Source organism: Brevibacillus nitrificans (assembly GCF_003710965.1).
GTDB lineage: Bacteria > Bacillota > Bacilli > Brevibacillales > Brevibacillaceae > Brevibacillus > Brevibacillus centrosporus.
Map to the genome: position 1 here is coordinate 611,224 of NZ_RHHU01000003.1, position 16,110 is coordinate 627,333.

At 48.6% G+C, this 16,110-nt stretch carries 10 protein-coding genes; 9 read left to right on the forward strand and 1 reads right to left on the reverse strand.

Features of this window, described 5'->3' with window-relative positions; translation table 11 throughout:
• The first annotated feature begins 203 nt into the window (after positions 1–203).
• From EDM59_RS04885 to EDM59_RS04910, 6 genes are all read left to right on the forward strand, one after another.
• Complete coding sequence (locus tag EDM59_RS04885; RefSeq protein ID WP_122922562.1) at positions 204–608, forward strand: GntR family transcriptional regulator; 405 nt, start codon at positions 204–206, stop codon at positions 606–608.
• A complete protein-coding gene (locus EDM59_RS04890) occupies positions 608–1,324 on the forward strand; it encodes an ABC transporter ATP-binding protein (protein WP_122922563.1) in 717 nt (238 codons plus the stop codon). The genes EDM59_RS04885 and EDM59_RS04890 overlap by 1 nt, the downstream gene beginning before the upstream one ends.
• On the forward strand, positions 1,321–2,100 hold the full coding sequence (locus EDM59_RS04895) for an ABC transporter permease (protein ID WP_122922564.1): 780 nt from the start codon (positions 1,321–1,323) through the stop codon (positions 2,098–2,100). Before EDM59_RS04890 ends, EDM59_RS04895 begins: the two co-directional genes overlap by 4 nt.
• Positions 2,101–2,159: 59 nt before the next feature.
• On the forward strand, positions 2,160–2,663 hold the full coding sequence (locus tag EDM59_RS04900; RefSeq protein ID WP_122922565.1) for a CcdC protein domain-containing protein: 504 nt from the start codon (positions 2,160–2,162) through the stop codon (positions 2,661–2,663).
• Positions 2,664–2,808: 145 nt separating this feature from the next.
• Entirely contained in the window at positions 2,809–4,299 is a 1,491-nt protein-coding gene (locus EDM59_RS04905) for an aminotransferase-like domain-containing protein (protein WP_122922566.1), read from the forward strand.
• Between the two features lie 21 nt (positions 4,300–4,320).
• The gene (locus EDM59_RS04910) at positions 4,321–5,256 is read left to right on the forward strand and encodes a D-alanine--D-alanine ligase (protein WP_122922567.1); all 936 of its coding nucleotides are present in this window, start codon (positions 4,321–4,323) and stop codon (positions 5,254–5,256) included.
• Positions 5,257–5,356: 100 nt separating this feature from the next.
• Here EDM59_RS04910 and EDM59_RS04915 read toward each other — a convergent pair whose 3' ends face one another.
• The gene (locus EDM59_RS04915) at positions 5,357–5,539 is read right to left on the reverse strand and encodes a hypothetical protein (protein WP_122922568.1); all 183 of its coding nucleotides are present in this window, start codon (positions 5,537–5,539) and stop codon (positions 5,357–5,359) included.
• Between the two features lie 315 nt (positions 5,540–5,854).
• Between EDM59_RS04915 and katG the strand changes: the two genes are divergently transcribed.
• From katG to EDM59_RS04930, 3 genes are all read left to right on the forward strand, one after another.
• Positions 5,855–8,041 carry a catalase/peroxidase HPI gene (katG, locus tag EDM59_RS04920; RefSeq protein WP_122922569.1) on the forward strand — a complete coding sequence of 729 codons (2,187 nt, stop codon included), beginning with the start codon at positions 5,855–5,857 and terminating at the stop codon, positions 8,039–8,041.
• Positions 8,042–8,392: 351 nt separating this feature from the next.
• A complete protein-coding gene (locus tag EDM59_RS04925; protein WP_183192799.1) occupies positions 8,393–11,647 on the forward strand; it encodes an Ig-like domain-containing protein in 3,255 nt (1,084 codons plus the stop codon).
• Between the two features lie 129 nt (positions 11,648–11,776).
• Positions 11,777–15,892 (forward strand): cadherin-like domain-containing protein, encoded by a 4,116-nt coding sequence (locus tag EDM59_RS04930; protein WP_183192800.1) that lies wholly within the window; start codon positions 11,777–11,779, stop codon positions 15,890–15,892.
• The last annotated feature ends 218 nt before the right edge of the window (positions 15,893–16,110 follow it).

Below are 16,110 nucleotides of genomic sequence, written 5' to 3' on the forward strand. Positions count from 1 at the left end.
GGTTTCTTTTTTTGTTTGCCATCTTTCGTTCGACGAAACGCTTCCGCCTCTGCTCCATGCAGCTTTTTGTTCGGCTTGGTCCCCTAGCAGAAATGAGGGCAAGAAACTTTGGTAAATAATAAATGATGTGGAGTACCCCTTGTGTTAGGTGTATTAAGTGATATAATACACTGCATACGCAGGAAAGGGCAGGAGGAAAGCCCATGGAGGAACAAAAGATTGGCTCATTGCGGTTCAAGATTGATTTTAGCCAGCCGTTGTATGAGCAAATCCTGGATCAAGTACGCAGCGCCATTGCAAAAGGAGAAATCGAATTGGGAGCAAAAATGCCATCCGTACGCGAGCTTGCCCTGGAACTTCGGGTGAATCCAAATACGGTAATGAGGGCCTATCAGGAGCTGGAACGTGACGGATTGACGGAAAAACGCAGAGGACAAGGAACGTACGTTACTTCGTCAGCTGAGAGGGTGCAGCTGTTCCGCACGGAGCTGGCATCGAAGTACATGGATTCTTTTATGGAGCAGATGGCGAGTTTGGGCATATCTTTATCAGAAATTCAGGGCTACTTGAGCAAGAAGTATCCGAACGAAACGGGGGGAACCAGATGATGGTGATACAGCCGATTGTTCAATGTGATCAGCTTACGAAGCGCTACGGTAAAAAATACGCGCTGAACCACCTTGATCTGAGTATCCCCGCAGGAAAAATCGTCGGTGTACTTGGCCCAAATGGTTGTGGTAAATCCACTTTGTTTCGGGCCATCACGGGCTTGATTGCCCCCGATGAAGGAGAGCTTCGCGTGCTTGGGCAGCCGCCGGGCTGGCAGACGAACCGGCACATCGGTTATTTGCCCGATCGTGCACGCTGGTATCCGCGGCATACGGCCTTGCAAGCGTTCGAATGGGGTGCCTCTTTCTTGCCGGGCTTTGATCTGGAAGCAGCCAAGACGTTCGCCGCATACATGGATGTCGACTTGGAGATGAGCCTGGCCGGCATGAGCAAAGGGCAGGAGGCACGGGTGATGCTGATTCTCTGTATGGCTCGCGAGGTTCCGCTCCTCATTTTGGATGAACCATTTGCCGGGATTGATTTCATCTCCAGAGAAGCGATTATTTCAGGAATGATTGATTATTTGGAGGATCGGGAGGTGTCGATCCTGATCAGCACACACGACATTCAGGAAGTAGAAGGGCTGTTCGATTATATCGTTCTCATGGATCAAGGAAAAGCAATCTGGTCAGGCGAATCGGAGGAGCTGCGGGGACAATACGGATCTCTCCACGACGTATTCAGGACTTTTTACAAAAGGGAGTGGAGTCGATGAATTGGCGAACGTTTAGGGAGCTCGTCCATCATGAGTGGAAGCTGAAAGGAAGCAGAAGGCGGCTGGACCGCTCGCATGCTCTTGGATACGGACGGTTTCTGTACTTTGCCCTTCTTGCCCTCGCCGGCATCGGAGTAGCCACGTATTTTGCGATCAACGGCCAGCTCGAGCTGCATCAGCTGTGGGGTGTTGCGATCGGCTTCCCTTATATGCTCGTGGTTATGGGCGTTTTGATGCTGAGAAGAGAGTGGGAGAATGGAACATTTGGATGGTGGCTGACTTTGCCTTACTCACGGCTGAGCCTGATAGGTGCCAAGTTTTTCGCTGCCTGGCTGCGAACAGTTGCCGTATCCTGCACGGTATATGTGGTGATCTCTCTGTTTGCCGGAATCCTTGCTTTGCTGGTGGGAGGATATTCGGCTGAGGACGTGTGGGTGACCATGCTGACAGGGCTGCCATTGCTGGGAATCGTCATTGGTTTCAGTCCGATCATTCTTTCCCTAAGTCTTTTGCTGGCCACCTTTCATAACACGACCTTGCGCGTTTTCAGTCCTATTCTCTGGATCGGCATTATCGGCGGCTTGAGTACTTTCTACAACGGGTTCCAGACCTTTTTGCCCAGCTATCATATGGCGCAGCGCTTTTTCAGTGCTCAGCCAGGACCTTTGCTTCCCCACCTTGGGGCAGTGTTGATAGGCATGGTGATCAGTTGGATTGTCGCTTATCTTTTCATCCGCGTAGCAGCGTATCTGCTCGAAAAAAAGCTGTCCATCTAAGAGCAGAGCGAAAGAATAAAACGTAATCAACAAACTAATGAGGAAAGGACAGAGATGTCATGCAATCCTTGATTCCGATCGTTTTTGTTGTATTGGTAGTAGGCTTGGGAATATGGCTAAAGACCAGACGTGGGAAAAAACCCATAAAGGGAAAAGGCTACGGCATTTTAGTCCCGCTTGCCGTGATGCTTGTTGGAGTTCCTTGGGGGTTGTACCAGCTTATGCACATCCCAGGGAAAACGTTTCACATGCCGGCAGTGTGGGAGCTGCTCATTGCCATTCTCCTTGGAGTCATCTTCGGGGTCGTGATGCTGACGCAGACGGGGTACGAGAGAAGAGAAGATGGGTTGATCTATCCGAAGCCCAACCGGAATCTCAAATATATATTGATCGCGATTGTGGCCATTCGCCTTTTGCTGACGCAGTACTTCAAATCCATTGATGTCGTGGAATTTTCCGTTCTCATGATGTGTATGGGGGCCCTTTACGTCGGCATCTGGAGAATCGGCAGCTACATCAAGTTCACGAAAACCGTTTCAAGCCATGTAACACAGAGGATATAGACGAGACTGTTGGGTTGCCATGACGGGCGGCCCATTGTTTTTGGAGAGGGATACGAAGGTGCCACCTGAGGATGAAAAATCCAAGACGGTGGTTCTTTTCTTCTTTGGTCTCGCGTGCCATCATTATGGAGGGGGGCGATGAAGGATGTTCCAGGATTTCAAGCTCGTCGATGACCGGCCGGTCGCGATACAAGTGAAAGAATACGTCAAACGTTTAATCATAAAAGGGGCGCTGCAGGCAGAGCAAAAGCTGCCCTCCACACGAGAAATGAGCAGTCTGCTGAGGGTAAGCCGCAATACAGTCATTACAGCCTATGAAGGGCTTGAGGATGACGGCTATACGTATGCGATACCCGGCAAAGGCAGTTTTGTGGCAGCCATGACGAAAGAGCACGAAAGAGCCGACAGTCTCGACACCGTGCAGATCGATTGGAAGGAACGAATGAACGAGTACGCTTTATTGGCGGAAGAGCTGGATTTGATGAAGAAAGGCATTCGCGCCAAAAAAGGAACCATCTCCTTTACCAGCATCGCTCCGGATGAACAGTTGTTTGATCTCGGGGACGTAAAGCGTGCTTTTTTAGATCGAATGGCAATCGAAGGACAGGTGCTGCTCAATTATGGCTATGCCAAGGGCTATAAGCCACTGATGGATTACTTGATGCACTACATGGAAAACAAGGGAGTCGATCTTAGCGGCAAGGATATGCTGGTTACGAGCGGATTTACAGAAGGCTTCGACATTGTGCTGGCTGCCCTGCGCCCTTCTACACGACGTGGGACCGCAATCTGTGAAAATCCGACCCATCCTACTGCGATCAACAACTTGAAGCTGCAAGGGTTTGAGATTACCGGCATTCCAATGGAGTCTGATGGGATCAGTATCGACCATCTGGAAAAGGTGTTGCAAAAGCAGACGAACGGCTTCGATTTAGCTTATTTAACCCCTTCGTACCACAATCCAACAGGCATCGTTATGTCACCTGCAAAGCGCAGCGCCGTGATGAGACTCATGATGCGCTATCAGATTCCTGTGATTGAGGATGGATTCAATGAAGAACTCCGCTACTCAGGAGCCCATGTTGCGCCACTCATCGCGACCGCTGGGCACGGAAATGGGGTTATCTATATTGGCAGCTTCTCCAAGGTGCTGTTCCCTGGCTTACGTGTGGGCTGGGTTCTGGGAGATCGAACGCTGATTGATGCGCTGGAAAGCATAAAGCGGGCACGCAACATCCATACGTCGACCGTTGATCAATCAATTCTGTACCAATATTTGCTAAATGGTAAATTCGATAAGTACGTAAAAAAAGTACGTGCGGAGTATAAACGCAAATACGAGCTGACAAAAGCATGCTGTGATAAGCATCTTCCTTGGGCGCAGCTGTCTGGCGATGGCGGCTTGCATGTATTTCTCACCTTTCCCAAAAGCATAGATACACGTCAGCTTCTTGAAGGTTGTTCCAAGCAAGGCGTTATTTTTACGCCGGGAGACCGATTTTTTATTCGAGAAGGAGAAGGAACGAATACATTGCGGCTAGGTTTTTCTCGAGTCACAGATGAAAACATCGAGCGGGGTATTCAAATAATCGGCAGGCAAGCAAGCCACTTGCTTTCAGTCAGCAAGAATACATGATAAGAATAATGAGGTGTCAAAATGAGAATTGGCGTTATCATGGGCGGTATTTCCACTGAGCGTGAGGTGTCTGTACAGACAGGAACAGAAATGATCAATCAGTTGGATCGCAGTCAATATGAAGTGATTCCGATTCGGATTGAAAAACGAACGGATTTCCTTACACAGGTTCAACAAGCAGGGATCGATTTTGCACTATTGGCGCTGCATGGTCAGTTTGGTGAGGACGGTACAGTGCAGGGAGCCCTGGAGACACTGGGAATTCCTTATACAGGAAGTGGAGTTCTCGCCAGCAGCTTGTGCATGAATAAGCACCTGACCAAGACGCTTCTGAAGACAGCAGGTGTGCAAACGCCAACGGGCCTCTATTGGCAGGGCATCGACGATTGCGATCCGCAGGCGGTAGAGCAGCTTGGCTACCCAGTCATCGTGAAACCGAATAGTGGGGGATCTAGTATCGGCATCCAGCTTGTGAAAGAGGAAAAAGAGCTGCTGCCTGCTGTTCAGAAAGCTTGCAGCATGGGCGAGGCGATCCTGATCGAGCCGTATATGAAAGGGGCAGAGATTACTTGCCCGATTCTGGACGGCGAATTATTGCCAATCATCGGTATTCGCTCTATGCATTCGGAATGGTTTGATTACCAAGCGAAATACGAAGCAGGCGGCGCCGAGGAAAAGGTGATCCAGCTTCCATCGACTATTGAACAGCGGGTACGTGAGGCGGCACTTGCCAGCTACCGTCTGCTTCATTGCAAGGTCTACGCTAGAGTCGATATCATTCTGTGTCAAGACGAACCGATTGTACTGGAAGTGAACACCTTACCAGGAATGACCGCCAACAGCCTATTGCCAAAAAGCGCAGCTGCCGCCGGGATACCCTATACCCAGCTGCTGGATCGACTTATTGCCCTCTCCCTCGATGAGCGAAGAAAGGAATGGGGAGCGTTTAAGGAATAGCGCAAAGAAGAACGCAAAGCAGCGACAGCCGAGGAGGGGCTAACAAGCTCCAAGGCGCCGCTGCTTTTTTCATTGTCTCTTGAGCCAATACTCTCGCAGATCACTCCATCGTGTTGGGCGTCTCCTCATCGCGCATAGCTCCTGCTTCACGAGAGGTCATTGCGCCTATTCCTGCCTGCAGATCGTTTTGAATCTCTTGTTTTACTTTTTGTGCATCCGTCCCTGCAAAATCTGGTTCCAAAATAGAGTCAACGCTATGATTTGCTTGTTGGTCCTGCTGCATCGTAGTCCTCCTTACCATTTTTTCAACATAGGTATTATGGCCAATGAAACCAAGATCATTTCCCATCTGTACTAGATTTGTTTACTGCGAGGAAAGTGCGGGCAATAGAGGGACAAGATCATAATCCACTTGGCCCAGGCATACGTTAGGATAAGCATAGCTTCTGAAAAGAAAAGTGCTTCTCTATTTCGTTACAAACGTAATCAGAAATAGAAACAAGCTAAATATATGTTGATTTCTCATGTAAATTGCTATATAACTTATTTAGAAGTATTATTATTTAATACTTAATTTAAAATGACGGGAGAGGAAAAAATGGACTCTATGGCAACAGCTAACACTGGAAAGTGCCCGTTTTCGCATGGTAGCACGACGAGTCACCATCCGAGTGCTACATCGAATAAACACTGGTGGCCCAACCAGTTGAACTTGAACATTCTGCATCAGCATGACAGAAAATCGAACCCGATGGGCGAAGACTTCGATTATGCAGAAGAATTCAAAAAGTTGGACTACCAGGCTCTCAAACAAGACTTGTATGATCTCATGACAAATAGCCAGGATTGGTGGCCTGCCGACTACGGACATTACGGCCCACTGTTCATCCGTATGGCCTGGCACTCCGCTGGTACATATCGTACGGGTGACGGCCGTGGTGGTGGTGGAACCGGCACACAGCGTTTTGCTCCACTGAACAGCTGGCCAGATAACGGTAACCTTGATAAAGCTCGCAGGCTGCTTTGGCCCATCAAACAAAAGTACGGCAACAAAATCTCTTGGGCAGACTTGCTCATTCTAGCAGGGAATGCTGCTATTGAATCCATGGGTGGGAAAACGATTGGCTTCGGTGGAGGTCGTGCAGACGTATGGCATCCAGAAGAAGATATTTACTGGGGTGCTGAAAAGGTATGGCTCGATGATAAGCGCTACACCGGCGATCGTGACCTGGAGAATCCGCTTGCAGCTGTGCAGATGGGTCTCATCTATGTGAACCCGGAAGGTCCAAACGGCAATCCAGATCCGCTCGCCAGTGCACGCGACATTCGTGAAACCTTCAAACGCATGGGAATGAACGATGAAGAAACCGTTGCCCTCGTCGCAGGCGGCCATACGTTTGGCAAGGCACACGGGGCAGGCGATGCAGCACTGGTAGGTCCAGAGCCGGAAGCAGCCCCTGTGGAAGCAATGGGCTTAGGATGGCTGAGCGCACATGGTTCCGGAAAAGGCCGCGACTCCATCACCAGCGGTATTGAAGGGGCATGGACTGCGAATCCGACTCAGTGGGACAATGGGTTCTTTGAAACGCTGTTTGGCTACGAATGGGAGCTTACGAAGAGTCCGGCCGGGGCACATCAGTGGGCTCCTGTAAATCCTGCTGAGGAGCATCTCGCACCAGATGCCGAGGATGCATCTGTTCGAGTTCCTACGATGATGACCACTGCCGATATGGCATTGCGGGTGGATCCGGATTATGAGAAGATTTCTCGACGCTTCTATGAGAATCCAGAAGAATTTGCCGATGTCTTTGCCCGTGCATGGTTCAAGCTTACTCACCGCGACATGGGGCCTCGCGCAAGGTATCTGGGCCCAGAGGTGCCAGCAGAAGAATTTATTTGGCAAGATCCTGTACCCGCAGCTGATTATGAATTAACGGATGCCGATGTAGCAGAGCTGAAAACACGGATCCTGGACTCAGGGCTTACCATTAGCGAGCTGGTAAAAACCGCTTGGGCTTCTGCCAGCACATTCCGTGGCTCCGATATGCGTGGCGGCGCCAATGGTGCTCGCATCCGCCTTGCTCCACAGAAGGAGTGGGACGTGAATGAGCCCAAACAACTCGAAAAAGTGCTGACGATTCTCAGCGTCATTCAGGAGGACTTTGGCAAAAAAGTAAGCCTAGCGGATCTGATTGTACTCGGTGGTAGTGCTGCGGTGGAAAAAGCTGCACAAGAGGCAGGCTTCGATGTAGAGGTTCCTTTTGTGCCAGGACGTGGCGATGCAACCGAAGAACAAACCGATGTGGAAAACTTTTCCGTACTTGAGCCAGTCGCGGATGGTTTCCGGAACTATCAGAAGAAGCAATATCGTGTGAGTCCAGCAGAGCTCCTCGTAGATAAGGCGCAGCTGCTAAACCTTACGGCACCAGAAATGACTGTGCTTGTAGGCGGTATGCGCGTTCTCGGTGCCAACCACGCTGGCACCAAGCACGGCGTTTTCACGGAGCAAGTAGGTACACTCACGAACGATTTCTTTGTGAACCTGCTTGATATGGGGATACAGTGGAAGCCTGGAGACGAGGGTGTATTTGAAGGGCGTGACCGCAAGACCGGTGAGCTCGTGCGTACCGCGACTGCTGTCGACCTCGTGTTCGGTTCCAACTCTGTTCTGCGAGCCATTGCAGAAGTTTACGCGCAGGACGATAACAAAGAAAAGTTTGTGCGTGACTTTGTCGCCGCTTGGGTAAAGGTGATGAATGCAGATCGTTTCGACTTGAAGCGATAAAAGGAAAATAGGGAAATCTATAGCGAGAACAAAGAACAGTATTTGTTAAAAAATACTGTTCTTTGTTTGTATGCGCAAGTATTCCAGTCAAATGGAAAAAGTAAGGGAAGAAATTTTGGCAGAAATGTGAAAACTAGTACTTTTGTCACGATAAAAAAGTCCTGATAAAATGACGGATAAAAATATTACGTGTTACTATATGAAAGCTGGTTTGAAAGTTTCGTTTCTTGGGAACTAAGAGTTTAGTGCAAAAGTAAAAAACAACAGGAAAAGCCTCTGCGCCCTTATTTTCCTCGTCTTTCTCTTCGGCTTCTAATGAGTTACATACGCAACCAAAAGGGGATCAACAACTTGAAGCTTACAAAGGTGACCGTTCCAACCACGCTATCATGCCTGCTGGTATTATCATCCGTCATACCCGCATTAGCGCAAGACATACCGCTGCAAACATCCAAGAAGGAAGTAAGGCAATTATCCTCTGTATCCGTGACAAACGGGCTTCTTACGATACCTTTCGCTTCTATTCCCAAAGCAGCTCCAAAAAGCTCTGATTTTTCCCTTTCCTACACTGTGAACGCCAAAAAAAAGAAGCTGACCCCATCTGCAACGAGGTGGGACGAAGCGAGCGGAACTGCACTTATTTCTTTTAAACCTTTCAGCTCTGGTTCCGAGCAGCAAGAGATCGTTATTAGTGGGACGTACAACAAGACCGAGGTATTCGAGCAATCGATTACGTTGGCTAAGAAAGATGCGGAAGTGGAAACGGTTGAGCTGATCAATACCCGCGGTGACTCCGAACTTCAGTTGAATGTGGCAAACGACCGCCAATTATCACTGCTGGCTATTGCGAAGGACAGTACGGGAGCTATCGTCACTGGACACAAAGTGAGCTTCAGCAGCGATAACAAAAAGGTGGCGTACGTCTATTCCTCAGGAAGTGTTTATGCGAAAAAGGCAGGCTCTACGGAGATAACGGCTACGATTGAAGGTGAAAAGGCAACCTTTCCGGTTGAAGTCGTAGAGGAGCAAAAGCTTCCATCTGTCATCACGAAGAGTGGTACCTATGGTCCTGAGAGCGGAATCTATCAAAAATCAGGCAAGATCACCATCAATGGAAAAAAGACGAAAGTTACCTTGCAAAACACGAAAATCAAAGGGGATCTGATCATCAATAACGGGGGAACGGTCACGCTTTCAAACGTAGAGGTTACCGGAGAGATCCTCGTGAAGAACGTCGCCTCCAAGAGCTTACATCTGGAGGGGGTAGAGACAGACGAGCTCGTGATCACAGACCGTGACGGCGCCCGGATTGTAGCAGATGAAACCTCGCAAATTCCTGTCATTACCGTATCGACTGACTCTGCAAAGGCACCGATCAAACTGGAAGGATCCTTTGGAGACAGCACGGTTCATGTTTCTTCTCCATCGGCTCTTCTGGTAGATACAGCTGTATCCCAGGTGGTTGTGGATGAGAAAGCAGGAGGGACGATCATCGATACCACGGCCAATACGCGGATCGATGCGATCAATACCAAGGCCAATCTCCAAATTGAAGGTGCGGGCAAAGTAGAAAGCTTGATCATCGATAATCAATCCGTAACGGTGCAAAGTACTGTCAGTATTCCATCCGTATCTTACTCGAATAACGAAGCGCCGGCTCCAGCACCTGCACCAACTCCTACGCCTGCACCAACTGTCAATCAAGCGCCAACCGCTGTAAACGTGACAATAAGTGGGAATATCCTTTTAGGCGAAACACTGACTGGAAGCTATACCTATCAGGATGCGGAAAATAATCCGGAGAGAACTTCTTTGTTTAAGTGGTATCGCGGAGACTTGGCAGACGGTTCCGATAAAACACTCATCTCGGGAGCGACGAAAAAGACTTATACGCTGCAGCAAGACGATGTGGGCAAGTACATCACCTTTGAAGTGATGCCCATTGCAAGCTCTGGAACGAGGAACGGCTCGCCTGTTACTTACACTTCTGTTCGCACGGTGAAGACACCGACGGTAAATCAGGCGCCGACAATTGCCGTCGCCTATTCGGCATCAACTCTGCAAAATACCGCGGTCAGCGATGTAGTCAGTGGATCGGACGCAGATGGAGATACGCTTACTTACTTAACGGATTCCTCCCCATCGCATGGGGGCGTAATTGTCAATCCGGATGGAACGTGGACATATACTCCAGCTCCAGATTATGTTGGGACGGATAGCTTTTCTATTGCAGTGAACGACGGAAATGGCGGGACAGCAACTACAACCGTTACCGTAACCGTTGATGAAGACGCTGCTGTCCTTGATCGGGATGCCCTGGAGATCGGGTATGCAGCAGGAGATGATGAGGACAATGTGACAAACAATTTGACATTGGCAACCTCGGGAGCACATGGTTCTGTAATATCATGGAGCTCCGATGATCCGGCCTTGATCGATGGCAATGGTATCGTTATCCGGCCATTAGCTACTGATGCAGATACCGATGTGATCCTCACAGCAACGATTACGAAGGGGACGAAAACCGTTACAAAAGTATTTACGGTCACGGTTCGCAAGGCCGCAGGCATACCTCCGAATCCAACAAACGGTGCCCCGATCGTACTGACGAGCATTGAGGATCAAATCGTGCTGCCAGGACGTATGCCATACCCCCAGATCGATCTGTCTACGATCTTCCAAGATCCAGATGGCGACGCACTGACCTACGAAGTATCAGCAGATGTGGATGGCATCGTTCAAAGCGACCTAATGGGTAGTGTTCTAAGCATGTCTCCAACATCTGGTGGACAGGTTACCTTCACCGTAACGGCACGAGATGGTAAAGGAGGAGAGAAGGCAACCTCGTTTGTCGTCAAAAGCTATCAGCTCGTTCAGAACGGGGAGGTCGCGATCAAGACGAAATCAGGAGTTCAGCAGGTAAAACTGGATTTGAGCAAATACTTCCCTGCAAGTGAGTGGAATAGCCAAAAAATGCTGCTCAATGGTACGTGGGGAACTCATAATGGCAGCTATCTTGCCTTGGCCCCATCCAGTGTTTCGGCAGATGGCGTATGGCTTATTGCGAATGATTACACTGCGTTGCATATATCGATGGACATAGAGGGACAAGGTGCGTCGGAAGTGTTCTTCTCGGAATATGTTGACGGTACAGACGCTCGAAATGCCCTGCAGCTGTACTATAAAGGGACTGATCCCAATCTGTATGTAACCGGCTATGAGCTGGAAGTTCATAAATACATGACAGATACGAATCAGATGAAAGTATGGACAGTGCCCATCAATCAGGTCAAACACAATATGGTATACATTTACATCGATTTCATCTTCTATGATTTCTTTGATGTAGCGAATGCTTGGTATTATAACGATGAAATCGATATGAGCATCAATGGCTATGTCACAGCATTTGTCTTGAAAAAGAATGGTCAGGTCGTGGATGTTCTTGGTAATCCAGACCCTAGTAATCGCTCTCCTATTTTGGCGACAGGGACGATCGTACGGAAGCAAGGAATTTACACGGGTTCTCAGAGCTTCAATCTGGTAGGGGAATGGGATGTCTATCCGACTGACTCCTTTCAATTTCTTGGGAATCATCAACCATAAGATTGGCCTTCTACGCTAAGCAGCATGTTGGACTTGAAGAGGGGACTTTTCCGGATGCCGGTGGAAAAGCCCCGCTCTCATGTCAACGGAAGAAAAAATACGGATCGTTATGATGGGAAGGCGTACTTCATGAAGAACAATCATAAAAAGGTTACGATGGCTACTGCGCTGGTGCTATTGGCTTCACAAGTGATGGTAGGAAATATTGCAAAAGCGAATACTGTTCCAAATCCATTGACACCTGTTGAAGATGGGTATTGGGATGAACTCGGGGAAATGACCACTTCTGATAGTAATTTTGTTGGGCACGATTCAGTGTTCGGTGTTCAAAGATCGGCCATACATTTCGATTTAACGAGTGTAAATCCAGCTTTCTTAAAAGCAAAACTCCGCATATTCGTTACATCTGCCTTTTCCGATACGGCTGGAGTCAATCCACAAGTTTCTCTAATTGGTTCCTCTTATGGAAATTGGGATGGCTCTTTTCCAATGAATAGCTCTGATGAGGCAATTGCTCCTTATTTGAACGATACAATCAAGAATGCTGATTCTTGGCAAGAATTTGATGTCACTTCCTATCTCAAACAGCAGATGGGAGTACAAAACAGCAACATTACCTTTGCCCTACTTGGTGATGAAATTGGAGATGTTTTGTTTAGTTACGCTTCAGATAACGACCCGGATGGAAGATTTCCCCAACTAGTGTTCGAATATCAATCGAAGCCACCACAAGTGACAACTACGGTCACCAGTGAAGATCAACAAAGCGGAAGCGGGCTTGTGCTTAATTCAGATGCAGAGGACGAAAGTTTAGTCACACACTTTCAAATTAGCAATATTCACGGCGGAACACTCTATCAAAACGATGGAACAATGCCAATCAGTGAGGGGGCTTACATTAGCAAAGAGGATGGTCAGCTTGGGTTAAAATTCACCCCTGACACAAATGCCAGTACACCAGATGGAGACATCTTCGGATTCACTGCAAAAGCTGCCCAAGATGATCAAGGGAAAGGCTTAAGCGATGGAGTACCCGTGGATATCCTTGTATCCGAGGTGAACGATGCTCCTGAACCAGAGGATGATGGTCTTTCAACTGTAATGGAGAATTCCGGGGAACGGATCATTTCATTTGGAGAACTTCTGGCAAATGATAGCAAGGGAGCTGCCCAGGAAAGAAACCAGATATTGACGATTACTTCGGTCACACGGGTAAGCGGCGGAAATGTCCGTATGAATGGAGAGAATGTAGTCTTCACCCCAGATCAAAACTATCGAGGAATCGCTTCCTTCGAGTACACTATAGCGGACAATGGCACGACTGAGGGTGCCCCCGATCCTCTATATAGTACCACTCCAGGGATCGTCTCCTTCACAATCCAGGCACCAGCTGACATGCCTACTGTGATAGATGCCACGACGGAGGAAGACAAGCAAAGCTCGAATGACCTTGTGATCACTCCGACTATCGCAGGCGGTGCAAGCACAACTCACTTTAAAATCAGTGGGATTACGGGCGGAAGACTCTACCAAAACAATGGTGTGATTCCAATTGAAAACGGAGATTACATCACTGTAGCGGATGGGCAAGCAGGCTTGAAGTTTACACCGTCACCTAATGCGTACGGAACAACAGGCTTTGGCTTTGATGTACAGGCAGCTCCAGGAACGACAGGCACGCTGCTAAGCGAAGCCACTCACGCCTCTATTACTGTCAGCGATGTCAATGATGCTCCGACAGCCGTAGAGGATCAGCTGCCGCAAGTCAAAATGGGAACGGCCAAGGTAACGATTCCTTTTCATTCTTTGACAGACAATGATCAGGCGGGGCCCAATGAGGACGACCAAACCTTGACAGTAGTCGACGTAAGTCAACCGCATGGGGGTACGGTCAGTATAGAAAATGGGCAGATTGAGTTCTTACCAGATGCAAATTTCCAAGGAGAGGCTTCCTTTACCTACACAGTAACAGACAACGGCACGACCAATTTGGCCGCAGATCCATTGACAGCAACAGCTCGGGCTAAGTTTGACGTACAACCTACGGAAAAACCCGTGATTCAACTCAGTGGCTCCGACGTTTACTTGTTGATCGGACAGGCATATGTTGATCCGGGATTTTCGGCAGTCGATGATGAAGGACACAATCTGTCAGGTGCTGTGAGCGTCAGCGGTACGTTAGATCCTTCTCGCCTGGGAACGTATACACTCCACTACAACGTGAGCGACCGTACGGGAAACGCGGCAACAGAAGTCACCCGGAATGTCCATGTTGTATCTACTGATCTGGATTCCCTCACTGTAAATTCGGGCACCTACACGCCTGTTTACGACCGGGCAACCAGCACTTACACACTGGATGTACCGAACCGTGAGAACAGTATTTCTGTCGCTACAACAACGCTTGATCCAAGTGCAACTGTAACGGTGGATGGATCTCCGTTAAACACCGGGGAATCACGTACATTAAATGTGAGAGATGGGCGTAACGAGTACACGATCGTGGTAACGGCAAACGGTGGCTCGACCCATACATATACGCTCAAAGTAACGCGGCAGGCAGCGCCCGTACCGGCACCTTCGCCAGGCCATTCCACCACCATTCCCGAGCAGCAGCATCATTTGAATGACCAAGCCAAGGAAGCGATGAAAGATTCCAAAGATGGCGAATGGATCAACAAGCAAGTGGAGAGCGCGCTTGAGCATTTGTCTGACGTGGTAGAGCCAAGCGATGTCAACGACTCAACAAAGCTTGATCTGGTCGCAAACACGGTGAATGATGTTTTTGAACCGCTGATGGATAAGTGGGAGCAAGGCGTCATCAGTCGGTCCCAGTTAAACAAGCTGCTGGACACCTTTTTGGAAGACGGGTTAAACAAAGTAATGGATCACGTTGATCTAAAAGACGAAGAGGTCTTTAAGAAAGGCACGGAAACCGTAAATGCGTTGATTGAAAAAGTCATCACCAAGCTGGATGACGACCAAGTAAAAGGTTCCGTAGCAGATCAAGTGGGCAATGCCATGAACCGCCTGTTGGAGTCGAAAAATGCCATTCACGTACAGAACCATGGAGAAGTAGACGGAATCAGCAATCAACTGAAGCAGATCGATACGATGATCAAAGCGTGGAGCAAAGGTCTAGGCAGCAAGGCAGACATGTTTGACCTCGAGCGCCATCTGATTGTCAAAGTAGACGATGAGACAGGCGAAAAGTCCTTGCGTGCGACACAGGCTAACACCACAACTGAACCTACTGTCAGCTTCAAAAAGGAAACCGTGAAGGCGCTGGGGGATAGAGGCTTTGTTGTTACAGTGAAAAATGAAGACGGAGCAAGCATGAAGCTGCCTACCTCCTTCTTTATCGAACACAAACGCGAAGACCTTGCCTTTATCGTTGAAGCCAATAAAGAAGCAAAGGTTCCAAGCAGCTTTGTGAAAGCTAGTGAAGCGTACCAGTTTAAAATCCTGGCGGCGGACAAAGAGATCCGCTCACTGAGCAAAGGAACGGTTCTGATCAGTATCCCGTACGAGTTCAAATCGAAAAGCTTGAGTCCGTATGCGTATGACTCCAAACGGAAAACGTGGAAGCAGGTGACGGCTAGCAAAAGCCAGCCTCTAGATATCGAAAAAGTCGGTGATGTGATGCAGTTTTCGACCACTTCCTTGCAAACCTACATGCTTGCAGAAGTTGGAATTCGTTCGATCACTGTAGACAAAAAATCGCTCAAGCTGGAGCCGGGTGCCAATCAGCAATTGAAAGTGACAGGCTCGCTGTCTAGTGGGAGAAAGGTAGACCTGTCTTCGGAGGAAGACGGCACGACCTATACATCCAGCAAGCCTGACCTCGTCACTGTGGATGAAAATGGTTTGATCAGCGTGTCTCCGGATGCGAAGAGCGGAACCAAGGCAACGATCACAATGAAAAATGGCAAGAGTACCGCAAAGGTCTCCGTGACCGTGTATACGATGAAAAGCCTAGCGATCTCTCCCTCGATTACTAGCGTGCCTGCAGGCAAAAAGCTTCAACTGAAAGTATTTGCCGTCTACTCGGATCGCAGCAGAGTAGATGTCTCGAAGGGGAGCACTGGAACGACCTATTCGCTAGAAGAGAATGAATTCGCTGCGATCAGCACAGATGGATGGCTTGCAATCCATGAAGATGCCCCAGACGGTACAATAGTATCGATCAAAATGATGAATAACGAAGTCCGTGCAACGTACACCGTGAAGGTAAAAAATCGCTAGAAAGTTTGTATGGCGATAAAAGAGCCCATCGAAAAATGGGTTCTTTTATTTCCCTCTCTATTATCTTAGCGGCAGTTTCATCTGAATTTGTCCGATGACAGCTTCATGAATAGAGCGTAGGCTTTTGCAGCTCAAATCCAAGCATTGACTCCGCATACCGAATAAAGTATTATGTATACACTGAAATGAGAATGGCTAGAAAAATGCAGGTATGGTGG